This window comes from Allobosea sp. 2KB_26 (genome assembly GCF_052115715.1).
Lineage (GTDB): Bacteria > Pseudomonadota > Alphaproteobacteria > Rhizobiales > Beijerinckiaceae > Allobosea.
Map to the genome: position 1 here is coordinate 92,850 of NZ_JBFRHE010000014.1, position 21,337 is coordinate 114,186.

Consider the following 21,337-nt stretch of genomic DNA (forward strand, 5'->3'; position numbering starts at 1 on the left):
TCAGAGCGACCGCGCCAGGCGGGGATCGAGCATGTCGCGCAGCCCGTCGCCGATGAGATTGATGAACAGCACCGTCCCTCCGAGGAACAGGCTCGGATAGAGCACGACCCAGAATGCGAGCTGGACGACGTTACGCCCTTCGGAGATCACGCTGCCCCAGGTCGGCGTGGTCGGTGGGATACCGAGGCCGAGGAAGCTGAGATAGGCTTCCGACAGAATGGCGGAGGCGCAGACGAAGCTCGCCTGCACGATCAGGGGAGCGATCGTGTTCGGCAGGACATGCTTGATCAGCAGCTTCGGAAAGCGTGTGCCGATAGAACGGGCCGCGTCGATATAGGGCTGCTCACGCACCGTCAGCACGACGGAGCGGACGAGGCGCACCACGCGCGGCACCTCCGGGATCGCGATCGCGACAATGACCGTAGTCACACTCGGCCGGACGATGGCGACCAGCGCGATGGCAAGCAGGATGCCGGGGATCGCCATCACGCCGTCCATGATGCGCATCAGGATCGCGTCCGCGACGCGGTTGAACCCGGCGATGAGACCGATCGCCAGCCCCAGGAAGACGGCGAGCGCGGCCACGCCGAGGCCGACGGAAAGCGAAATCTGCCCACCCCAGACGACACGGCTGAAGACGTCGCGCCCGAACGGATCGGTGCCGAACAGGCCGGCCTCGCCGGAAGGACGCAACCGCGCGCCGGGGTTGATCGCGATCGGGTCATGCGTCGCTATGAAGGGAGCGAGCACGGATACAATCACGATGATCGCGAGGCCGGTACAACCGATCGCGAAAAGCGGATAGCGTCGCAACCAGTAGGTTACGTTGCGGAAGCGGGTGCCGGCTGTCGGACGGGAGGCCGGGATGGCGATGCTCATGGGCTCGTCCTCAGTACCGGATGCGCGGATCGAACAGCGAATAAGACAGGTCGATCAGAAGATTGATCAGCACGTAGAGCCCCGACAGGACGAGAATGACGCCCTGCAGGATCGGGAAATCGCGGCGGACGATCGCGTCGATCATCAGCCGCCCGATCCCGGGGATCGCGAAGACGGTCTCCGTCACGACGATGCCGCCGAGCAGCGAGCTCAGACCGATGCCGATCATCGTGACGATCGGCACCGCCGCGTTCTTGAGCGCGTGGATCGCGAGCAGCCGCGGCGTTGCCATGCCTTTGGCGCGCGCCGTGCGCATATAGTCCTGGTTGAGGACATCGAGCATGGTGGCGCGAGTCATCCGGGTCAGCAGGGCGATGTAGACGAAGCTGACCGTGAGGCTCGGCAGGACGATGTGGGGGAAGAAGCTCGCCGGCCCGTTCGCGATCGACTGGTAGCCCCTGACGGGAAACCATTTCAGATCGACGGAGAATTTGAAGATCAGGAGGTAGCCGATCAGGAAGATCGGCATCGAGAACGCTGCGACCGCGAGCGTCATGATCAGCTGGTCGATCCAGCTACCCGCCTTCCACGCCGCCACGACGCCGAGAGGAACTGCAACGATCACCGCGAAGAGCATGATCGTCAGCCCGATTATCAAAGTGGGCTCGATGCGCTGCGCGATGAGCTGCGAGACCGGTATCTGCGTGAACAGGGAGGTGCCGAGGTCGCCGTGCATGACCTGCCAGAGCCAGGCGACGAACTGCTCGACGATGGGACGCTCCAGGCCAAGCTGTTCGCGGATACGGCGCAGGTCGTCTGGCGTCGCAAGGTCTCCGCCGATCAACGCGGCCGGGTCGCCGGGCGTCAGATGCAGCAGCATGAAGACGATGACCGCGACCGTCAGCATGACAGGTATGGTCGCCAGAAGGCGTTTGAGCACATAGCCCAGCATCGAATTGTCCAATCTTGTCTAGCGAGGCCGAAAGCGATCCAGCGCTTGCGCCAACTGTTGGCCGAGCGATCTCGTCCCCGAGGAGGCGGCGCGCGCGAACGCGCGCCGCCTGGGATCACTTTTTGCGGACGTTCCAGAACACCGGGATCGGGGAGTCGATTAGTCCCTCGACATTGTTCCGGTGGGCCGTGAGCTGCTTGTATTGGCCGGTGAGCCCATAAAGCGAGGCCGCGTAGGCCGCCTTCTGCATGCTGTCGGCGATCGCGGGCTGCTCGGCTTCCGGCGCCTTCAGGAAGGCGGCGCGCAACGCCTCGATCTCATCGTTCTTAGGCCAGCCGATCGACGCCTTGCCGACGCCGCCCGCCCGCAAGGCGTTGTTGAGAAACGGCACGGAATAGTTCGTGCTGTCGGCATATTGCGGCCCGATGCTCCAGCCACCCTGCGTGATCGGCTCCTGCTTCAGCATCAGCGCGAAGATGGTGGCGCCGTCCGTTGCGCGCAGCTCGACATTCATGCCGATCGATTTGAGGTTGTCGAACAGCACGACGGTGATCGGGTGGAGGATCGCATCGTCGACGGCGTCGAGCAGGACGACCTTCTCGCCCTTGTAGCCCGATTCGGCGAGCGTCTTCTTGGCCTCATCCAGGTTCTTTTTGAAGAGAAGCTCGCCGGGAGCGAAGTCGCGGCCGAATTTTGTCCCGCAGAAGTAGAAGCTGCGGCACTGCTCCCAGCTACGCTTGTCGTCGCTCAAGACGCGTAGGTATTCGCCCTGATCGATGGTCTGAAGGACGGCGCGCCGCACCTTCTCGTTGTCGAAGGGCGGATGGATGTGGTTGAAGCGCAGCATGGTCTGCATCCCGTAGGGATCGACGGCGCGCACCACGATGTTCTTGTCCTTCTGCAGCGTGGGAAGAAGATCGGACGGCGGATGCTCCAGCCAGTCGACCTCGCCGGCCATCAGCGAGGCCGCAGCGGTCGCGCCGTTGGGGATGAAGAGCCATTCCATGCGCTCGACATTCGCCACCTTGCCGCCCGACATGAAGTCAGACGGCTCGGAGCGGGGCTTGTAACCCCTGAACTTCTTGTAGACCGCCTTGTCGCCCGGCACCCACTCGTCGCGGGCGAACATGAAGGGCCCGGAGCCGATCGTCTCCTTGATCTGCTCGAAGCCGCTCGTCTTGGCAATGCGTTCGGGCATCATGAAGGGCACTGGCGAGCCCGTCTTGGCCAGAGCGGAGATCACGTGGCCGAAGGGCTCCTTCAGCATGATTTCGAAAGTGTCCGCGCCCGTCGCCTTGATTTCGCTGGCCACAGTGATCAGCGCCTGGCCGATGGAATCGCGCTGGCCCCAGCGCTTAATCGAAGCGACGCAATCGGCGGCCGTAACGGGTGCGCCGTCATGCCAGGTCAGACCCGGACGGAGCTTGAACTTGTATTCAAGCTTGTCGTCTGAGACGGTCCAGCTATCGACCATCTGCGGCTTGATCTGAAACTTGGAATCGTAGCTAAACAGCGTGTCGTAGACGAGGTAACCGTGGTTGCGCGTATTATATTCTAGCGACCAGATCGGATCGATGACACGAATATCCGTCGCAGCCGCGAAGCGGAATGTGTCATTATCCTGCGCGACGGCAGGCTGCGACAGAGCCCCGAGCGCGAACATGCCTGCGGCGAACGCTATACGGCTTAGAAAAGTACGGGATGTCATGGTCAGCAAGCTCCTCACCTGAAAGTAACACTGGTCGCGCTCTACGGCGTTTCGGACCGGTGCCGGTGAGGAAGGCTCGATATAACGGGGATTGAACCCCCATTATCGCCAACCGCCTAATCAACCAAGCGTAAGGTTCGAGGCCGTGCGTTGTCAAGCGTTCCGGCGGCTTTGTTCCAGGCCGGAGCCGAGTCCGTTCGTCAGTTCGAGCATGCCCGACACGGCCTCGAGCCCGGTGAAGGGATCGTCGAGCAGATGGTCGAATTCGGCAAATTCGACGGGATAGTGGAAGGAGGGGAGGGCCACCGCCAGATGTAGGCACTGTGCCGCGACGAGCCGCGGCCCGTAGGCTGTTCCGACGCGGTAGGCACGGCCCGCCGCTTCGCAGATCTGCGCTGCGACGTAAGTGCGGCCCAGACCGCCAAGGACCGATGTTTTCAGGTTGAAGCTGTCGCAAGCTTGCTCTGCGATCAGCGTCACGATGTCGCGCAGCGAGCGTATCGCTTCGTCGGCTTCGATGGCGATCGGACTGCGTCGCGTTACAAAGCCGAGCCCGGCGACGTCTGCGGCGGGGACGGGCTGTTCGACGAGGTCGACGCCGTATCGGGCGATCCGCTCGATCACGTGCAGAGCGGTCTTCGGCGTGAAACTCTGATTGGCGTCTGCTGACAGTCTCACGCTATCGCCCACCGCATCTCGCACCGCCTTGACGCGCGCCACCGCGAGCTCTCCATCGCCATCTATCTTCACCTTGAGGCAGCGATATCCAAGCCCGGCTAGCCTGGCCGCATCGGCCGCCATGCCTTGCGGGTCCTTGAGCGGCAGGATGCGCTGGAGATCGACGCTGTGTCGTCGGGCCCCGCCGAAGAGGACATGGAGAGGAACCCCGAGCGACCTGGAGGCGAGCTCGTGGAGGGCGCTGTCGACACCCGCTTTCACTGCTTCATGCCCTGCCAATGCGTTGTCCAGCTTGTCGCGCAGTGCGGCGAATTGCAGTGGATCGCCGCCGAGCAGTACCGGGCGCAACACATCGACGGCCGCCAGCGAGCCGGCGAGATCGTCGGCATACAACGCCATCGCCTCGATATGGCCTTCCCCGACGATGCCCCGCTCGGTGCGCAGGGTCACGATCAGCCCGTCGAGCCGCGGGATGCCGCCGAGGGCGAAGCGCCAGGCCGGATCCTGCTGGGGCTGGACGCACTGGTCGACGTAGACGTCGACGATGGCGTCGCTCGCTGCGGGAGTGAGAGGCATTATGAGTACTCCTAATGTCCCGCCGATGTTAGGAAGGCGAGAATGTCGCGATTGTAGCGCTCGGGGGTCTCCCACCAGGGGGAGTGTCCGCTATCGGGCAGGATGGCGAGCTGCGAACCCGGGATATGGCTCGCTATCAGTCTCGCATTGGCGGGCGGCGCGTAAAGATCGGCGTCGCCTGTCAAAACGAAGACCGGGAATGTGAAGCTTTTGAGATCGGTCCAACGGACTCGATTGACGAAACGCAAAGGGACCGTGTCGATGCCGGAGCGGGCGAGCATCGCGTTCCAGATCGCCAGGTCGTCCGGCTTCTCCGCCCGATAGGACGGGCCGAGTTCGCGGAAGTCGTGGGGCATGTGATCGAATTCGGGCGGTAGCAGCCTATGCAGCCGCGCCTGATAATCGTCCTCGGCGATCCCTGCTATGCTGCTCGAGATGACGAGGCTGAGCAGCCGGTGCGGATGGGACACCGCGAAATCGGTGGCGACCATCCCGCCTGCCGCCGTGCCGATCAGATGGATGCGGTCGAGGCCGAGGGCGTCGATCAGGCGCAGCAGGTCGGTTGAGGCGGCCTGGCCGTCGCATTGTCCGCCGGTATCCGAACGAAAGTGGCCGCGGCGCGAATAGCCTATGACGCGATATCCGGCTCGAGCGAGCACCGGCTGCTGGAAGGACCAGCACTCGCCGCTGCCCGCCGAAGCATGGAGCAGGACCACGGGCGGGCCGTCGCCGCCCGTATCCCAATACCAGAGCCGAACGCCGTCGCCGACCTCGATCTGCCCCTCGAATTGCGGTGCCTGATCTGGCGGCGTCATGTCGCTTCCCGTCGCACTGGCTCGCGGCAGGTCGCGCAGCCGCCGTGCGGCTCGATGATCGGTGCGCGCGAACGGCCTTCGGACATTACGCGGGCCTGACGTTCCAGAAGAGCGCCGCCGCCGTGCCGACATCGGGCTGGGTACGCCATTCGATGCGCTCGAAATGCCCTTGCGTCGCGCCGGCCTGGAAGCTCGATGGACCTCGCGCCGGCACGTAGTTCTCGAAACCGGTTACAGACGGCGAGCGAGCCCGGCACCCGTTCCTTCGCGACGAAGCGGAAGGGGCCGCTGCCGACCATCTCCGTCAGTTGCGTCGCGGGCGGCGTCGCGGCCAAGCGCGCGGGCATCATGGCGCACCTAAAGGGACTACCCTTGGCGAACGCCTGGGCGACGGTCGACGCCTTCGGCCAAGCTCTCATGGCCACGACCGATGCGATGCAATCCTCCGCGAGAACCCGTGAACTATCATGAAAGGAAAGGCCGTCCCGACGCGTCAGCGTCCAAAGCTTGCCGTTGGCCTCGACGCTATGTCCCGCGACCATCTGCGGCTGGGGCGCGAAGCCCTCGTCCAGCCCGTAGAGCGTATCGAACGCGAGGAAGCCGTGCGTGCGCGTCACATAGGCAAGCGTCCAGATCGCGTCGATGACGGCCAGGTCGCTGGCAGGTACGAAGCGCAGCGGCTTGGCCGATTGCGCGCCCGCCAGACGCGGCGATGCGACGGACCCTGCGAAGGCGGTGGTCCCGAGCCCGCCGATGAAGCTTCTGCATCGCATGATAATGTGATCTCCCCTTCTTTTGCTTATGCGATACGCGGTCTTTCGGCGCCGCCGCAAAGCCGCGGGGCTCGGTCTGGTCCCGTCAGGCTCCGATCTGGCTGATGAATTTCGTGGACAGATAGGCCTCGAGCCCTTCCGTCCCGCCTTCGCTGCCGTAGCCGGAATCCTTCACACCACCGAATGGCGTCTCCGCGGCCGCGAGCCCGAAATGATTGATCGAGACCATGCCGCTCTCGAGCCCGTCGGCGAACTGTGCCGCGCGCTGGGTCGAACGGGTGAAGGCGAAGGCTGCCAGACCGAAGGGCAGGGCGTTCGAACGCTCGACCGCCTCCTCGACCGACCCGATCCGGACGAGGGCTGCGATCGGTCCGAACGGCTCGTCGCGCATGATGCGCGCGCTGTCCGGCACATCGGACAGCACCGTTGGCTCGAAAAAGAAGCCCTCGTTGCCGATCCGCCGCCCGCCGGTCTCCAGCTTGGCGCCGTTCTGCACGGCGTCCGCGACGAAGTCCTGCAGAGCGTCCAGCCGCCGGGCATTGGCGAGCGGGCCCATCTGAGTGCCCTCCGCCGCGCCGGGCCCCACCTTCACGGCCTTGGCCCCTTCGGTAAAAGCGGTGCAGAAGCGATCGTAGACCGCATCCTGGATATAGAAGCGGGTCGGCGAGGCGCAGATCTGCCCGGCGTTGCGGTATTTCAGACCGACGCCGAGCTTCACTACAGCGTCCAGGTCGACGTCGTCGCAGACGATGAAGGGCGCGTGACCGCCGAGCTCCATCGTCGCCCGCTTCGCCTGAGCGCCCGCTAAAGCGCCGAGATGCTTGCCGACCGGCACTGAGCCGGTGAAGGACACCTTGCGGATCACCGGCGAGGCGATCAGCCGCTCGGAGATCTCGGACGGGACGCCGAACAGGATCGAGAGCGCTCCTTCGGGCAAACCGGCATCCTGGAAGGCCTTCGCCAGCTCAATGCAGGCCGAGGGCGATTCTTCCGGGGGCTTGGCGATGATCGAGCAGCCGGCGGCCAGCGCGCCGGCGATCTTGCGGACGAGCTGCGCGATTGGGAAATTCCACGGGCTGAAGGCCGCGACGGGGCCGACCGGCTCCTTGACGACGATCTGGCGTGCGCCCGGAATGCGTGACGGGATCACGCGGCCATAGGCGCGCCGGCCTTCCTCCGCATACCACTCGATATGCTCCGGTGCTGTGTTTGCCTCGGCGCGGGCCTCGGCCAGCGGCTTGCCCTGTTCGCGGGTCATGTGCTGCGCGATGACTTCGGCGCGCTCGCGCACCAGCACGGCGGCCCGGTGCAGGATGCGCGAGCGTTCCAGGGCGGTCATGGCGCGCCAGGTCGCGAAGCCCTTTTGCGCGGCAGCGAGCGCGGCGTCGACATCGGCCGCCTCTGCGAAGCCCAGCTTGCCGATGATGCCGCCCGTGGCCGGGTCGATGACATCGCCGGTGCGCAAGCTGGAGGCGGCTCTCCAAGTGCCTGCGATGAGGAGGGGCTTATCCAACATGATCCAACCTTTTCGGAGTGAGTGCGGCGGCATCGCTGACCACCGCCGGAAGCTTTGCGAGTGCGGCCCGGTATTCCTCCGCCAGCCGCGCCACGACCTCGGCAGCGGGCCGAACGTCGTCGACGAGGCCGGCGCTCTGGCCCGCCTCGACCTTTCCGCATTCGACATCGCCGTCAAAGGCAGCCAGCTTCAGCGAGGAGCGCTGGAAGAGTTCGCGTCGTTCCTCCTCGGGGCGACCGGCGCGCTCGGCTGCCGCCATGTCGTCGGAGAAACGGTTGCGCAGAACCCGGATCACGCCGAAGCCGCGTCCGACGACCATGGTGTCGCTGACGGATGCCGAGACGACGCGGCGGCGGTAATCCTCGTGCAGGCGCGCTTCTGGCGTCGCCATAAAGCGCGTACCGAGCTGTGCGGCGTCGGCGCCCAGCGCCAGCGCCGCGGCGAGACCGTAGCCGTCTGCGATCCCGCCGCCCAGTACGATCGGAATGTCAGGCACGGCCTTCGTTACCGCCCGCCCGATCACCAGTGTCGAGACCAGTTCCGGCGGCGGATGGCCACCGGCCTCGCCGCCGACAACGACGAGACCGTCAACGCCCTTTGCCGAGGCTTTCGCGGCATGCGGCTCCGACGCGACCACGTGCAGACAGATCGTGCCGATGGCCTTGAAGCGCTCGAGATAGCGGTCGGGGCCGCCTTGCGAAGCGATGATGACGGGGACGCGCTCGGCGACGAGCAGCGCCAGGATCTCGTCGACCTCCTTGCGATAGAGCGGGATGTTGACTGCGAAGGGACGGTCCGTAGCCGCGCGCACATCGGCGATGGCCGCCTTGAGGTCGTCGCGCCGCATCGGCCCGGCGGCGATGACGCCGAGCCCCCCAGCGCCCGACACCGCTGCCGGCAACGCCGCGCAGGAAGAGGCCCAGCTCATGCCGGCCTGCACGATCGGCAGGTCGATGCCGACCAGCCGGGTGAAGCGGGTCTCGATCCGCACGCTCATGCCACCGCCTCCAAGCCGAAGACCCGGACCGCATGGGCGGCGAGCTTGTTCTTCTGGATCTTCGAGCTGGCCGTCATGCCGATCAGGTCGAAGCTATCGACGATCTGGACGTAGCGCGGGACCTTGAAGCCCGCGAGATGCTCCTTGCTCCAGGCGATGATCTCGTCGGGCGCGAGCGCGGTGCCCCCGGCGAGAATCACGAAGGCGGCGGGCACCTCCATCAGGCGTTTGTCCGGCACGCCGACGACCTGCGCCTGCTGGATGCCGGGATGGCGGTGTAGCACGTTCTCGATATCGGCCAGAGCCACGTTCTCGCCGCCGACCCGGATGATGTCTTTGGCGCGCCCGACAAAGGCCATGCGGCCGTCCGGCAGGAGGCGGCCGAGATCGCCGGTCCGCAGCCAGCCGTCCTCGCCGAGCGCGGCGCGCGTCTCCTCGGGCTTGGCGTAGTAGCCCTTCATCACGTTCCAGCCGCGGACATAGATCTCGCCGACCTCTCCCGGCCCGGGAGCCGGCTCGTCCTCGGTGGCGCGGATCTCAACCTCGACGCCCGGATGGATGCGCATGAGCCCGGCGATGCGATCCTCTAACGGATCCCACCAGGCTGAGGCGCAGACATTGGGCGAAGCCTCGGACTGGCCGTAGCAGACCACTGTCTCCGTCGCGCCGAGCTGTCTCGCGATGCGCTCCATCACGGACGGCGTGGCCGCGGCCCAGCCGCCGCGCAGCACGAGCTTGCGCTTGGGCAGGTCGGGATGGTCGAGCAGCATCAGGAAGATGGTGTCGTTGCCCGACATCAGCGTGCAGCGCTCTTCCTCCATCAAGCGCAGCGCGTCGCCCGGCTCGTAGCGCTCGCAGCTGACGAGGCAGGCAAGATGCTGCAGCGAGGCGACGATCGCCAGTGTGCTGCCGGCCACATGGAAGAAGGGGCGCGGGCTGAAATAGCGCTCGCCCGAGCGCAGGCCGAAGAAGCGGCCCGCCGAATAGGCGTCCCACAGCATGTTGCGATGGGTCAGCGTCGCGCCCTTGGGAAAGGAGGTCGTGCCGGAGGTGTACTGGATCAGCAGCGGATCGTCGGCATCGCACGCCGGTTCGGGGCCCGGCTTGCCGGCGGCGGGGGTGAGGAAATCGGCGAAGCCGATCGCGCCGGCCGGCACGGTCTCTCCGAGCACCACGACGCTGCTCAGCTGCGGCAGAGCGGCGTCCGGCAGCGTGACGTCGATCGCCGGACAGATCTGCCGAAGAATCTCGATGAAATCGACCTTGAGCAGCTTGTCGGCGACGAAGAGCAGCGACACGTCCGATTGCCGCAGCGTATAGGCGATCTCCTCCGCCTTGAGCCGCGTATTGACCGGGACGACGACCGCGCCGAGGCGCGCAATCGCATGAAATAGCACGATCCAGGGAATGCCGTTGCCGACGCAGATGCCGACGTGGTCACCCTTGCGCATGCCATGCGCCACCAGCGCTGCGGCGACGACGTCCACGCGCGCTGCCAGCGCGGCATAGGAGATGCGCTCGCCGTTGCAGACAACGGCTTCGTCGCTCGGCGCTAGGCGCAGCGCCCGTGACAACGCCTCCGGCAGGGTATCGGCGCAGCCGAAAAGGTCGGACGGCAACTGCTGGACGCTCATGACGTTTTTCCCTGTGCATCGCGTTCGGCAAAGGCTTCGAGGCCCTTTCGCCATTCCGAGTCTGCGAGCGCGCGCTCGATCGCGGCGAGTTCGATGCGGATGCCCGTCGCGAGATCGGTCTTCTCGCCGAGTTCGATCGACTGCTTGGCGAGCGTCAGCGCGAGCGCCGGAGCCTTGGCGATCTGCGCCAGCAACTCCGCGACGGTCGCCTCGAGCGCTTCCGGCACGACGACCCGATTGACGAGGCCTGCGGCATGAGCCTCCTCGACCGGCCAGCGTCGCGCCGTGAACAGAAGCTCCTTCGCCAGTCGCTTGCCGACGACGCGCTGCAGGCGCTGCGTCGCGCCGACCGTGCCCCAATGGGCCTCCGGAAAGGTGAAGTTCGTCCGCTCGGATGCGATGATGAAGTCGCTCGCCATCGCGATCTCGCCACCCGATCCGACGACGGGCCCGTCGACGACGCAGACCACGACCTTGCTCGACCTTTCGATCGCGTCATAGGCGGCGAAGGAGGCGAGTCGGCGCTGCCGCACCCAGATCTCGTCCTTCCCCTTGCGCTCCTTGAGATCGGCTCCGGCGCAGAAAACCGGGCCGGCCGCATCGATCCGCACGATGCGCAGCGACGGGGCCGCCTCTATGCCCTCGAAGACCGCGCGCAATTCGCGGCACATGGCGAGATCGAGAGCGTTGCGCGCATCGGGCCGGTTAAGCGTGACCCGCAGGATCGGGCCCTCGGTCGATATCGCCAGGCGCTCGAAGGTCATGTCGAGAAAAGCCGGCCCGCTCATGTGTCGAACTCCTTCAGATCGAACTCCGAGGCCAGGGCCGCACCGTCGGCGCCATGGAGCGGCGGCGTGCCGAAATATGGATCGTCATAGCCTGTGAAGCGAAGTGGATTGCGCAGGCCAGAGAAGGTGCCGACGCCGGGATGCTCGAACTTGGCGACCATGCCGCGCGCCTGGACATGCGGATCGGCCAAAGCCTGCGCGACGGTGTTGACTTCGCCGGCGGGAACGCCCCGCCCTCGCAGGGCTTCCGCCACCTCGGAGCGATCGCGACGCAATAGCGCGTCGCGCATCGCGGCCATGATGCGATCGCGCTGGGCGACGCGTTCCGAATTGCGGGCGAGGGCCGCGTCGGCCGCGAGCTCGTCGAGGCCCAGCACCGAGCAGATCGCCTGCCAGTGCTGGTCGGAGCCACTGATATGGAGCCATTCGTCGCCTGCGCAGGCGAAGGCAGCAGAGGGAACCCGGCCGGGATGCTCCGTTCCCGTGCGGCGCGGGTCCTCGCCGAACGCAAAGAGCCTCGCCGCAGCGATCGTCAGCAGGCTGATCTGCGTGTCGAGCATCGAGAGATCGATATGGCAGCCCTTGCCGCTGCTTCCGCGTCCGACGAGCCCCGTCAGGATCGCGACGGCGTTCCAGAGACCGGCCGTCAGATCGGCCATGGGCACGCCAACCTTGGCCGGCGGGCCATCGGGATGGCCAGTCAGCGCCATGACGCCGCTCAGCGCCTGGAAGATCGTGTCGTAGCCGACGCGATCGCGGTAAGGCCCGTTCTGGCCGAAGCCGGTATTGGAGACGTAGACGAGGGCCGGTTTTTCCCTGCTGAGCTCAGCGTAGCCCAGCCCCATCTTGTTCATCTGTCCAGGCAGGAAGTTCTCGAGAACGACGTCCGCCTGCAGGGCGAGCTTGCGTGCCGCGTCCCGTCCCGCCGGCGTCTTGAGATCGAGGGCGATCGATTCTTTGCCGCGGTTGAATGCAAAGAAATAGGCGCTCTCGCCGCCGACGCGCGGCTCCCATTGGCGCGACTCGTCGCCGGTGCCCGGCCGCTCGATCTTGATGACCCGGGCGCCCATCTCGGCGAGGATCATCGTCGCCATCGGCCCGGCGAGGACGCGCGAGAAGTCGACGATGGTGATGCCGTCAAGCGGTCTCATGCCTCGTCTCCGTCGCGGAAGCCGCGCATGATCGCGTTGACGTCGCGACCCGCCGACATCGCAGCCTCGAAGGGCAGCTCGGCGACGCGGTAGAACAGCCGCTTGGTCGCGCTCATCGCGATGGGCTTCACCTCGGCCCACACCTCGGCGATGGCGACGGCTTCCGCCAACACGTCCGTTGGCGCGACGATTTTGTTGACGAAGCCGTGTCGCAGCGCCTCCTCGGCGCCGATGAGCCTCCCCAAGCTTATTAGCTCGAAGGCGAGCTTCCGGCCGACTGCGCGTTGCAGACTCGTCATGACGATGGCCGGGACGAGGCTGTGCTTGAGCTCTGGATAGCCGAATTTCAGGTCGGTGCCGGCGACGACCATGTCGCAGCCGATCGCCGTGCCGGCACCACCGCCGACCGCGACGCCCTGGACCGCCGCGACGATCGGCTTGGACAGGCCGGGCAGTAGCATATGCAGGCGCGTCGTCAGATCGGCGCGCGCGACGACGGCCTTCTGGTTCGCAGGGGTGAGATCGGCGAATTCCTTGAGATCGGCTCCGGCACAGAAGCCGCGCCCTGCGCCGGCCAGGACGACCGCGTGGACAGCATCATCCTCTTGCGCCGCGACCAGCGCATCGAAGAGGGCCCGCGTCAGCGCCGTGTCGAGCGCGTTGAGCTTGTCGGGCCGGTTCATCGTCAGGATCCGGACGGCGCCGCGATCCTCAACAAGCAGCGGAAGCTGGGGGTGAGACATCTGTCCTCTTTCGTCAGGCTACGAGGCCGAGCCCGGAGCGGGCGACCATCGAGTGAAGCTGGCGCCCGAGAACCGCCTCGCAGCGATGGGCGGTCTCGATCAGGGCGGGCAGGTCGAGGCCGGTCGGCACGCCCATGGCCTCGAACATGTTGACGAGATCTTCGGTCGCGACGTTGCCGGTGAATCCGCCGCCATAGACGAGTTGCGCCGGATGCCCGCCGATGCCGCCGATGGCGCTGTCGAAGTTGCGAACCCCGGCTTCGTAGGCGGCGAAGCAATTGACGACGCCGGTTCCACGCGTGTTGTGGAAATGCGCGATCAGGGTGAGCTCGGGCACCGCGGCGGCGACTGCGCGAAAGAGAGAGGCAGTGTCGCGAGGCGTAGCGAGGCCCGTCGTGTCGCCCAGCGTGACGTGACGGACGCCGAGCGTCGCGAAGCGTTCCGCGTCGGCGATCACGGATTTCGGATCGACACGTCCTTCGAAGGGGCAGCCGAAGGCAACGGAGATCGTCCCGATCAGCCGGAAGCGCCCCTGCGCCGCGGCGGCCATCGCCGCGACATTGTCCCATTGGTCAGTGCGGGCGCTCCGGAGATTGCGCTGGCTATGCGCTTCCGTCGCGGAGACCAGGAGGCTGATCTCGGAGGGGCCGTGGCCCGCCACGAGATCGGCGAGGGCACGTTCGACCGCCCGCGGATTCGGGCAGGTCGCCTTGTAGAAGCTGCCCTTGCCACGCCCGATGCCGGCGAGAACCTCGCTGGCATCGGCGAAGGCCGGCACAACCTTGGGGTTGGAATACGACGTCGCCTCGATCCGCCCGAAACCGACCGCAGTGAAGGCGTCGATCAGGGCAATCTTCTGCTCGGTTGGCACGAATACCGGCTCATGCTGCAACCCGTCGCGGGCGAAGCATTCGCAAATCACAACCGCATTGCTCATGGCGAAAGTCCAAAAAAAAAGACCGGCACACGAAAGAGCGGATAATCCGCTCATACGTGTGCCGGTCCGATTTGCTCGTGGTCCCGCCGCCTTTGAGGGCGTCGAGGCACAAATCTCCTAGCTGCTTCTAGGTCTAGGCCTGTGCTAGTTGCGCCGTCAAGTGCATAAATTTGGTGCTCCGCTCCGATTTTGGTCGCCTATGCCGCTGCCCACGCAAGCGGCGACGCTATTTGACAAGCGTCCCATCGCCGGGCATTTTCGGCGCATGTCAGGCGATTAGCGATGGGCTGCCCCGGAGGCAGTCCAGACAAGCGGTCGGACCGGCGATCCCCGAAATCTAAGCGCGTGCGCAGGTGGTTTCCGGCCGCTCTGTAGCCGCATTGTCAGGTGCGCCATGACCGCCAATTCCAATCACGCCAGAGACATCGCTTATCAGATCCACCCGCAGACCAACTTCTCGCTGCACGAGAAGATCGGACCCACGATCATCTCGCGGGGCGATGGCTTCCATGTCTACGACGATGCCGGCAATCGCTATCTCGAGGCAATGTCCGGCCTGTGGTGCGCGGCACTGGGCTTCAGCGAGAACCGTCTCGCGGCCGCCGCGGCCAAGCAGTTCGCGGCATTGCCTTACTATCAGAACTTCGCTCACCGGACGTCCGAGCCTGCCATCGCGCTTGCCGAGCGGTTGATCCAGATCGCCCCTGTGCCGATGTCGAAGGTGCTGTTCCAGAGCTCCGGTTCGGAAGCGAACGACACGGCGATCAAGCTCGCCTGGTACTATTTCCATGCGATCGGCAAGCCCGAGAAAAAGAAGATCATCGCCCGCAAGCGGGCCTATCACGGCACCTCCATCGCGAGCGCGAGCCTGACCGGCCTGCCGCATATTCACCGCGACTTCAACCTGCCGCTCGACGGCTTCCTGCACGTGACCTGCCCGCATTTCTATCGCGAAGGGCAGCCGGGCGAGACGGAGGAAGCATTCGCCGGCCGCCTCGCCAAGGAACTGGAGGATCTGATCATCGCCGAAGGGCCGGAGACGGTCGCGGCCTTCTTCGCTGAACCGGTGATGGGCACCGGCGGCTGCGTCGTGGCGCCGAAGGGGTACTATGAAAAAGTCCAGGCGATCCTGAAGAAGTACGAAATCCTCTTCGTTGTCGACGAGGTCATCACGGGCTTCGGCCGCACGGGCAGCTGGTGGGGGAGCCAGACCTTCGCGCTCCAGCCGGACATGATCAGCAGCGCCAAGGCTCTCACCGCCGCCTATCAGCCGCTCTCGGCCCTGCTGCTCTCAGAGCCGCTCTATCAGGCGATGAAGGCGCAGGGCGACAAGATCGGCGTCTTCGGACACGGCTACACCTATGGCGGCCACCCGGTGGCGTGCGCCGTCGGTTTGGAAGCGCTCACCCTCTACGAGGAGCGGGGTCTCATCGCCGGCGCGCCCGCTCTCGGTGGCCGGCTCGAACAGCGTCTCAAGGCGCTGCTCGACCATCCGCTGGTCGGCGAGGTCCGTGGTGTCGGCCTGATGTGGGGCATCGAGCTCGTCCGCTCCAAGGCAACGCGCGAGGCGTTCGAGTCGTCGCTGAAGGTCGGGCTCGAAATCCAGCGGCTCGCCTTCGAGAACGGGCTCGTCGTCAGGGCGCTGGGCGATACGCTGATATTCACTCCGCCGCTGATCATCACGCCAGAAGGTATCGACGATGCGGTCGATCGTTTCGCCAAGGCGCTCGACCTCGGCCTCGACGAGCTGTCGACCAAGGGTGTGAAGCTGGCCGCCTGAGAGGGCGGCTTCGGCCCTCAGCCGCGACCTTCGCGGATCTGGAAATAGCGCTGCACCGCGGCGCGCGTGGCGACGATCAGCGCCTCGCGCGACGGCGTATGGACGGCCGCGGAGATTAGTTTCTCCAGCGGGGCCATGCCGTTGGACACGTCGAACCCGACGATCAAACGGGAATAGAAGGACCGCGCCAGCTGCGTGACGAAGGTCGCGTCGACCGCGACGATGATGTTCGTGGCCGGATCGATCTCGAGCACGACGCCTGCGTGCTTGAATTCCTCGAACATGCTCGTGCCCTTAGGTGCGGCAGAGTAACCGCTGACCAGGACCGTATTCAAATCCAACATGACGATTCCCCATTTCGAAATTGTTCGGGCAGAGGGCTCTCACAGTCCGGCGTCGGATGACAAGAGGCATGCGTCCGATTGACAGAGAAGAAAATTCAGCGCGTACTATTCATCGCTAGGTGACTTGTGCTGGATCGGCCCCTTTCGCAAAGGGCCTCCAGGAAAACAGTTCAGACCGGCGCTTTTTCTCCAGGCTCGTAAGGGCTGGGGCGAAGGCGCCGGTTTTTTCGTTTTGGCCGCTTTCCGCAGAATGGACCGAGGGGTTGAAGATGATCGACAAGGCAAAAGACTCAATGCGCCGGCGGCTAACCACGACCATCGGCGTGGGCTTTCTGGCGGCGATTCCGGGAGCCGCCATGGCGCAGGATTCCGTCACGGTCGCCGGCTATGGCGGAGCGATGCGGAAGGGGTTCGACGCGGCGCTCGTCAATCCGTCCGCGCAAAAAAACGGCGTCAAGATCCGCAGTGAAACGCATAGCGACCTACCGTCGATCCGCGTTCAGGTGCAGTCCGGTTCCCCGGCCTGGGATCTCGTGCATCTCGGCGGCGACGAATGCGCCCGCGGTGAGAGCGAGGGGCTCTTCGAGCCGCTCGACCTTTCGAAGATCGACAGCGCTGCGATTCCCGATGCGGCACGCGGCAAGAGCTGGGTCGCGACAAACTACTATTCGGTCGTGATGGCCTGGCGCACAGACAAGGTAAAGCAGGCGCCGAAATCCTGGGTCGATTTCTGGGACGCGAAGGCCTTTCCAGGCCGTCGGGCCATAGCCGGCCTCGCGCAGGAGACGCTCGAGGTCGCGCTGCTCGCGGACGGCGTTCCGAAGGACAAGCTCTATCCGCTAGACGTCGATCGGGCGATCGCGGCTATCAAGCGGCTCAAGCCGCAGATCGGCGTGTTCTGGACTACCGGCGCCCAGTCCATGCAGCTGATCAAGGACGGCGAGGTCGATCTGATCGAGATTTACGGCAGCCGCGTCTCGCCGGTGGTCGAGGATGGCAGCGGCGTGCAGTTCACCTATGATCAGGGCCTGCTCGGCTATGGCTGCATCGCCGTGCCCAAGGGCGCGAAGAACGCCGCAAAGGCGAAGGAACTGGCATTGACGATGGTCTCGCCGGAGATTCAGGCGAACATCATCGAAAAAATGGACAACTACGGGCCCGTCAACACGAAGGCCTATGAGGCCCGCCAGTTCACGCCCGAACAGCTCGCCAAGACGAACTCGTCGCCGCAGAACGCCGCAAAGCAGGTGCTCATCGAGGCCGCCTGGTGGGCGAAGAACGGCGACAAGGCCGAGGAGGCTTTCAAGTCGGCGATCCTGCAATGAAAGTCCCCGTCTCGATCCGAGCGCTTCGAAAGAATTTCGGTTCTTTCGAGGCGCTCAAGGACATCAATCTCGACATCGCGCCGGGTGAATTCGTTACCTTGCTCGGTCCTTCAGGCTCAGGAAAGACGACGCTCCTGCAGGTGCTCGCCGGCTTCGTCACGCCGACGAGCGGAAGCATCATGATCGGTGGCGAGGAACTCCTGACGAAGCCGCCTCACCAACGCGGGATCGGGCTCGTCTTCCAGAATTACGCGCTTTTCCCGCATATGAACGTGTTCGAGAACGTCGCCTATCCGCTGAAGATCCGTCGCCTTTCGCGAAGCGAGATCGAAAGCCGGGTGTGCGCGGCGCTCGATATGGTTCGCCTAAGTCAGTTCACCGACCGCGCGGTCGACCGGCTGTCCGGTGGGCAGCGCCAGCGCGTGGCCTTGGCGCGAGCCATTGTCTTCGAGCCGCGCATCCTGCTCATGGACGAATCCCTGTCGGCGCTCGACAAGAAGCTCCGCGAGCAGATGCAGATCGAGCTGCGCCATCTCCACGAGCGCCTGCACACCACGACGGTCTTCGTCACGCATGACCAGCGCGAGGCGCTGACGATGTCCGATCGTATCGCGGTCATCAACAATGGTGCGCTCATCCAGTTCGACACGCCGTGCACGATCTACGACCGGCCGAAGACGCGCTTCGTCGCCGATTTCGTCGGCGAGACGACCTTCCTGCCCGTGCAGATCGACAAGGGCGGTGAGGCGAGCGTCTTCGGGAATCGGCTGCGCCTAGCGGATCACGCGCAAAGGCCGGCGCCCGCCAAGGAGAGCTGGCTGGCGCTGAGGCCGGAAAAACTCGCGATCGGCCCGGCCAGCGGCCCGGAAGCGGAAGTCAATCGCTTCGCGGCCATCGCCCGCGAAACGATCTTCCAGGGCGACAGCCTGCTGGTCATCGCCGGCTTCCCGGACGGCCAGAGCATCGGCTTGCGCATAGTCCCGCAGGAGGCCAATCGCGGTCTGGTGCCGGTCCCGGGCCAGCCGATCCATATCGACGTCCATCGCAACGACAGCATCCTGGTCGGCGGCGATGTCTGAGGCGAGGTCCACGATGGCGGCGATGGCCGCCGAGCCGAAGCTCTCCGGAGCAAGCCATTTCGCGCGTGCGGACCGGCGGGAGGCGATGTCTTTCGCCCTGCTGGCCCTGCCGGGCATCGTGATCGTGGGCCTGCTGCTGATCGTTCCGGTCGGCTGGCTCTTTGTCCTGTCCTTCATCGGCAAGGACGGCGGCATCTCGCTGGAAAACTACATGAGGATGACGCAGCCGGTCTACGTCATCACCTTCGTGACGACGTTCCAGATCGCCAGCATCGTGACGCTCGGCTGCATTCTGCTTGGCTATCCGGTCGCTTATCTGCTCTCGCAGCTCAGCCCGCGCACCGCCGCGATCTGCATGATCTTCGTGATCCTGCCGTTCTGGACCTCGGTGCTGGTGCGCACCTATGCCTGGCTTGTGCTGCTGCAGCGGCGTGGCCTCGTCAACAGCTGGCTGGTCGGCCTCGGAATCGTCAGCGAGCCGATTCCGCTGGTGAACAACTTCACTGGTACGGTGATCGGCATGCTGCACGTGCTGCTGCCCTTCATGATCCTGCCGCTCTATTCGAGCATGAAGACGATCGACAGCGATTATATGAAAGCAGCCGCGAGCAGTGGCGCCTCGCCGATGCGGGCCTTCTGGGACGTGTTCTTTCCCTTGAGCCGCCCCGGCCTCTTCGCCGGCACGGTACTCGTCTTCATTCTGAGCCTCGGCTTCTATCTGACGCCGGCCTTGCTCGGCGGCGGCCGGGTCAGCATGTGGTCGATGCAGATCGGCACCAATGTCTCGACCTACAGCAACTGGGGCGCTGCGAGCGCGCTGGGCGTGCTGCTGCTCGTCGTGACCATCGCCATCCTCGTCCTGCTGAACAAGGTGTTCCGCGTCGACAAGCTCTATGGGGGGCGCTGATATGCTGACCGCTTCCGCCAGCGCCACGCAGATCCGGCACTATCAGAGGCTCTGGCTCTACGGCCTCTGCGCCCTGATCTTCACCTTCCTGATCGTGCCCTGCGTGCTGATCGTGCCGATGTCGTTCTCGGCATCGAACTATCTGGAGTTCCCGCCGCGGGCCTGGAGCCTGCGCTGGTATCAGGAATTCTTCGAATCGAGAGAATGGATGGACGCGCTTTGGCTGTCCCTCAAGGTCGCGGGGCTGACTACGCTGATCGCTACGCCGATCGGGACCGCCGCTGCTTACGGCTTGGCGCGCATGCCGGAGCGGCTGACGAAGTCGCTGCGCATGTCCTTCCTGCTGCCGATGATCGTGCCGAACATCCTCGTCGCCATCGGCGTCTTCTTCGTCTTCGCTAGGCTGGGGCTCAACAACACCCTGACTGGCCTCGTGCTGGTCGACGTCATGCTGGCGTTGCCCTTCGTGCTGGTGACGGTGTCGAGCGGGCTGCAATCCTTCGACGAAAATCAGGAACGTGCGGCGCGCAGCCTGGGGGCGACTAGGTTCAGGGCGTTCCTTACCGTCACCGTGCCGCAGATCAGAAGCTCGATCGCGGCCGGTGCGCTGTTCGCATTTGTCACGGCTTTCGACGAGGTCGTCATCGCACTCTACATATCGAGCGGCGAGAACTCGACATTGCCACGGCGTATGTTCGCGAATATCCGCGACCAGGTCGACCCGCTGGTGGCGGCCGTCTCCTCGGTGCTGGTCGTCGCCTCGATCGCGATCCTGATCGCGGTGCAGCTCATCAATCGACCCGCAAAGGCAGTTGCGCGATGACAGGACTCTCCGTTCCGCAATTCGCTGGTGAGGCATCTTCCAGCTCGGCGGCCGCGAGCGAATACGCCGTCCAGGCCGTGCACGAGGCGTCCTATCTGGAGTTTCTGCGCTTCGCCCCGTCAGAGCAGGGGGGCATCGAGATCAAGGCGACGCTGCATCCGGGCGAGGACATGATGCGCTTGCCGGGCCATATCGAGGCGCGTGCCGGCTTCTATATCGCGGATGCCACGACGGTCGTTTCGGCGGAAACCTGGCCCGCTGTATTCGCTGACGCACAGGCCGCGGTGGAGGGGGCGGTGCGCCTGCTTGCGGGCGAGAAGCACGTGTCCGTGCGGTGTCGAACCCGAGGCCGCCACGCACAGGCCGGGCGGGCAGGGCGCGGCTGCTATCTCAACCATGCCGCGATCGCGGCGAGCCATCTGCGCGAGAGCCTATCGCGTGTCGCCGTGCTGAGCCTCGGCGAACACCATGCGAACGGAACGCAGTCGATCCTGCTTTCGCGAGGCGACATCCTGTCGGTGTCAGTCCATCGCGATCCGGCCGATTGTTATCCCTTCTATACCGGCTATTCCGACGAGCACGGCGAAGGTGAAGGCGAGGGGGCCAACCTCAACCTCGTCCTGCGACCCGACGCCGAGGGGCGGGACGTCGAATCTGTGCTCAGGCAGGCCCGCGAGCAGATCGGATGTTTCGCGCCCGACGCTGTCGTGATCGATATGGAGGGCGGATCGACCCCCCTCCATGAGCGCCTGCAATTGTCCGGCTTGGGCGTCGTCACCCGGCTTTCGGAAGAATTGCAGCAGGCCATTCTGGTGATCTCATGTAACGCGATCTAGCAGGCCGAGGCACTGCCTCGGCCGAAGGCCTCCCAATTAACGTCGCTAGGCATTTCGCGGTGCCCGTCCCCTTCAGGACCGGCACGGAAGCGGATC

Annotated in this window: 20 protein-coding genes; 6 read left to right on the plus strand and 14 right to left on the minus strand. The window is 65.1% G+C overall.

Going from position 1 to position 21,337, the window contains the following annotated elements:
• From AB4099_RS27720 to AB4099_RS27780, 13 genes are all read right to left on the minus strand, one after another.
• On the minus strand, positions 1-879 hold the full coding sequence (locus AB4099_RS27720) for an ABC transporter permease (protein WP_441480435.1): 879 nt from the start codon (positions 877-879) through the stop codon (positions 1-3).
• A 10-nt stretch (positions 880-889) separates the two neighbouring features.
• On the minus strand, positions 890-1,831 hold the full coding sequence (locus tag AB4099_RS27725; RefSeq protein ID WP_441480436.1) for an ABC transporter permease: 942 nt from the start codon (positions 1,829-1,831) through the stop codon (positions 890-892).
• Positions 1,832-1,946: 115 nt separating this feature from the next.
• Positions 1,947-3,539 carry an ABC transporter substrate-binding protein gene (locus tag AB4099_RS27730; RefSeq protein ID WP_441480437.1) on the minus strand — a complete coding sequence of 531 codons (1,593 nt, stop codon included), beginning with the start codon at positions 3,537-3,539 and terminating at the stop codon, positions 1,947-1,949.
• A 153-nt stretch (positions 3,540-3,692) separates the two neighbouring features.
• Complete coding sequence (locus tag AB4099_RS27735; protein ID WP_441480438.1) at positions 3,693-4,793, minus strand: mandelate racemase/muconate lactonizing enzyme family protein; 1,101 nt, start codon at positions 4,791-4,793, stop codon at positions 3,693-3,695.
• 11 nt (positions 4,794-4,804) lie between these two features.
• Positions 4,805-5,608: an alpha/beta fold hydrolase gene (locus AB4099_RS27740; RefSeq protein ID WP_441480439.1), complete on the minus strand. Its 804-nt coding sequence runs from the start codon at positions 5,606-5,608 to the stop codon at positions 4,805-4,807.
• Positions 5,605-6,381, minus strand: a complete 777-nt coding sequence (locus AB4099_RS27745) for a periplasmic substrate-binding domain-containing protein (RefSeq protein WP_441480440.1) — start codon at positions 6,379-6,381, stop codon at positions 5,605-5,607. Before AB4099_RS27745 ends, AB4099_RS27740 begins: the two co-directional genes overlap by 4 nt.
• An 85-nt stretch (positions 6,382-6,466) precedes the next feature.
• Entirely contained in the window at positions 6,467-7,900 is a 1,434-nt protein-coding gene (locus AB4099_RS27750) for an NAD-dependent succinate-semialdehyde dehydrogenase (protein WP_441480466.1), read from the minus strand.
• Positions 7,887-8,894 carry an NAD(P)H-dependent flavin oxidoreductase gene (locus AB4099_RS27755; RefSeq protein ID WP_441480441.1) on the minus strand — a complete coding sequence of 336 codons (1,008 nt, stop codon included), beginning with the start codon at positions 8,892-8,894 and terminating at the stop codon, positions 7,887-7,889. Before AB4099_RS27755 ends, AB4099_RS27750 begins: the two co-directional genes overlap by 14 nt.
• Entirely contained in the window at positions 8,891-10,528 is a 1,638-nt protein-coding gene (locus AB4099_RS27760) for an AMP-binding protein (RefSeq protein WP_441480442.1), read from the minus strand. Before AB4099_RS27760 ends, AB4099_RS27755 begins: the two co-directional genes overlap by 4 nt.
• Complete coding sequence (locus AB4099_RS27765) at positions 10,525-11,316, minus strand: enoyl-CoA hydratase/isomerase family protein (protein WP_441480443.1); 792 nt, start codon at positions 11,314-11,316, stop codon at positions 10,525-10,527. Before AB4099_RS27765 ends, AB4099_RS27760 begins: the two co-directional genes overlap by 4 nt.
• A complete protein-coding gene (locus AB4099_RS27770) occupies positions 11,313-12,467 on the minus strand; it encodes a CaiB/BaiF CoA transferase family protein (protein ID WP_441480444.1) in 1,155 nt (384 codons plus the stop codon). Before AB4099_RS27770 ends, AB4099_RS27765 begins: the two co-directional genes overlap by 4 nt.
• Complete coding sequence (locus AB4099_RS27775) at positions 12,464-13,210, minus strand: enoyl-CoA hydratase/isomerase family protein (protein WP_441480445.1); 747 nt, start codon at positions 13,208-13,210, stop codon at positions 12,464-12,466. The genes AB4099_RS27770 and AB4099_RS27775 overlap by 4 nt, the downstream gene beginning before the upstream one ends.
• Before the next feature lie 13 nt (positions 13,211-13,223).
• Positions 13,224-14,147, minus strand: a complete 924-nt coding sequence (locus tag AB4099_RS27780; RefSeq protein ID WP_441480446.1) for a hydroxymethylglutaryl-CoA lyase — start codon at positions 14,145-14,147, stop codon at positions 13,224-13,226.
• 394 nt (positions 14,148-14,541) lie between these two features.
• Between AB4099_RS27780 and AB4099_RS27785 the strand changes: the two genes are divergently transcribed.
• Positions 14,542-15,927 carry an aminotransferase gene (locus AB4099_RS27785; RefSeq protein WP_441480447.1) on the plus strand — a complete coding sequence of 462 codons (1,386 nt, stop codon included), beginning with the start codon at positions 14,542-14,544 and terminating at the stop codon, positions 15,925-15,927.
• Positions 15,928-15,944: 17 nt separating this feature from the next.
• Here the strand turns inward: AB4099_RS27785 and AB4099_RS27790 are convergent, their stop codons facing one another.
• Positions 15,945-16,271, minus strand: coding sequence for a DUF3870 domain-containing protein (locus AB4099_RS27790; RefSeq protein WP_441480448.1), 327 nt, complete (start codon positions 16,269-16,271; stop codon positions 15,945-15,947).
• Positions 16,272-16,540: 269 nt separating this feature from the next.
• Between AB4099_RS27790 and AB4099_RS27795 the strand changes: the two genes are divergently transcribed.
• From AB4099_RS27795 to AB4099_RS27815, 5 genes are read left to right on the plus strand one after another with little or no spacing between them, the layout of a single operon-like run.
• The gene (locus tag AB4099_RS27795; protein ID WP_441480449.1) at positions 16,541-17,596 is read left to right on the plus strand and encodes an ABC transporter substrate-binding protein; all 1,056 of its coding nucleotides are present in this window, start codon (positions 16,541-16,543) and stop codon (positions 17,594-17,596) included.
• Complete coding sequence (locus tag AB4099_RS27800; protein WP_441480450.1) at positions 17,593-18,675, plus strand: ABC transporter ATP-binding protein; 1,083 nt, start codon at positions 17,593-17,595, stop codon at positions 18,673-18,675. Before AB4099_RS27795 ends, AB4099_RS27800 begins: the two co-directional genes overlap by 4 nt.
• Positions 18,676-18,688: 13 nt before the next feature.
• On the plus strand, positions 18,689-19,582 hold the full coding sequence (locus AB4099_RS27805) for an ABC transporter permease (protein ID WP_441480451.1): 894 nt from the start codon (positions 18,689-18,691) through the stop codon (positions 19,580-19,582).
• 1 nt (position 19,583) lies between these two features.
• Positions 19,584-20,405, plus strand: a complete 822-nt coding sequence (locus tag AB4099_RS27810) for an ABC transporter permease (RefSeq protein WP_441480452.1) — start codon at positions 19,584-19,586, stop codon at positions 20,403-20,405.
• Positions 20,402-21,241, plus strand: a complete 840-nt coding sequence (locus AB4099_RS27815) for an arginase family protein (RefSeq protein WP_441480453.1) — start codon at positions 20,402-20,404, stop codon at positions 21,239-21,241. The genes AB4099_RS27810 and AB4099_RS27815 overlap by 4 nt, the downstream gene beginning before the upstream one ends.
• Positions 21,242-21,337: the final 96 nt, after the last annotated feature.

Bases quoted from the DNA above. Each gene is read 5' to 3' on its own strand.
- AB4099_RS27720 (WP_441480435.1), bottom strand. From the start codon at position 879: ATGAGCATCGCCATCCCGGCCTCCCGTCCGACAGCCGGCACCCGCTTC.
- AB4099_RS27725 (WP_441480436.1), bottom strand. From the start codon at position 1,831: ATGCTGGGCTATGTGCTCAAACGCCTTCTGGCGACCATACCTGTCATG.
- AB4099_RS27730 (WP_441480437.1), bottom strand. From the start codon at position 3,539: ATGACATCCCGTACTTTTCTAAGCCGTATAGCGTTCGCCGCAGGCATG.
- AB4099_RS27735 (WP_441480438.1), bottom strand. From the start codon at position 4,793: ATGCCTCTCACTCCCGCAGCGAGCGACGCCATCGTCGACGTCTACGTC.
- AB4099_RS27740 (WP_441480439.1), bottom strand. From the start codon at position 5,608: ATGACGCCGCCAGATCAGGCACCGCAATTCGAGGGGCAGATCGAGGTC.
- AB4099_RS27745 (WP_441480440.1), bottom strand. From the start codon at position 6,381: ATGCGATGCAGAAGCTTCATCGGCGGGCTCGGGACCACCGCCTTCGCA.
- AB4099_RS27755 (WP_441480441.1), bottom strand. From the start codon at position 8,894: ATGAGCGTGCGGATCGAGACCCGCTTCACCCGGCTGGTCGGCATCGAC.
- AB4099_RS27760 (WP_441480442.1), bottom strand. From the start codon at position 10,528: ATGAGCGTCCAGCAGTTGCCGTCCGACCTTTTCGGCTGCGCCGATACC.
- AB4099_RS27765 (WP_441480443.1), bottom strand. From the start codon at position 11,316: ATGAGCGGGCCGGCTTTTCTCGACATGACCTTCGAGCGCCTGGCGATA.
- AB4099_RS27770 (WP_441480444.1), bottom strand. From the start codon at position 12,467: ATGAGACCGCTTGACGGCATCACCATCGTCGACTTCTCGCGCGTCCTC.
- AB4099_RS27775 (WP_441480445.1), bottom strand. From the start codon at position 13,210: ATGTCTCACCCCCAGCTTCCGCTGCTTGTTGAGGATCGCGGCGCCGTC.
- AB4099_RS27780 (WP_441480446.1), bottom strand. From the start codon at position 14,147: ATGAGCAATGCGGTTGTGATTTGCGAATGCTTCGCCCGCGACGGGTTG.
- AB4099_RS27785 (WP_441480447.1), top strand. From the start codon at position 14,542: ATGACCGCCAATTCCAATCACGCCAGAGACATCGCTTATCAGATCCAC.
- AB4099_RS27790 (WP_441480448.1), bottom strand. From the start codon at position 16,271: ATGTTGGATTTGAATACGGTCCTGGTCAGCGGTTACTCTGCCGCACCT.
- AB4099_RS27795 (WP_441480449.1), top strand. From the start codon at position 16,541: ATGATCGACAAGGCAAAAGACTCAATGCGCCGGCGGCTAACCACGACC.
- AB4099_RS27800 (WP_441480450.1), top strand. From the start codon at position 17,593: ATGAAAGTCCCCGTCTCGATCCGAGCGCTTCGAAAGAATTTCGGTTCT.
- AB4099_RS27805 (WP_441480451.1), top strand. From the start codon at position 18,689: ATGGCGGCGATGGCCGCCGAGCCGAAGCTCTCCGGAGCAAGCCATTTC.
- AB4099_RS27810 (WP_441480452.1), top strand. From the start codon at position 19,584: ATGCTGACCGCTTCCGCCAGCGCCACGCAGATCCGGCACTATCAGAGG.
- AB4099_RS27815 (WP_441480453.1), top strand. From the start codon at position 20,402: ATGACAGGACTCTCCGTTCCGCAATTCGCTGGTGAGGCATCTTCCAGC.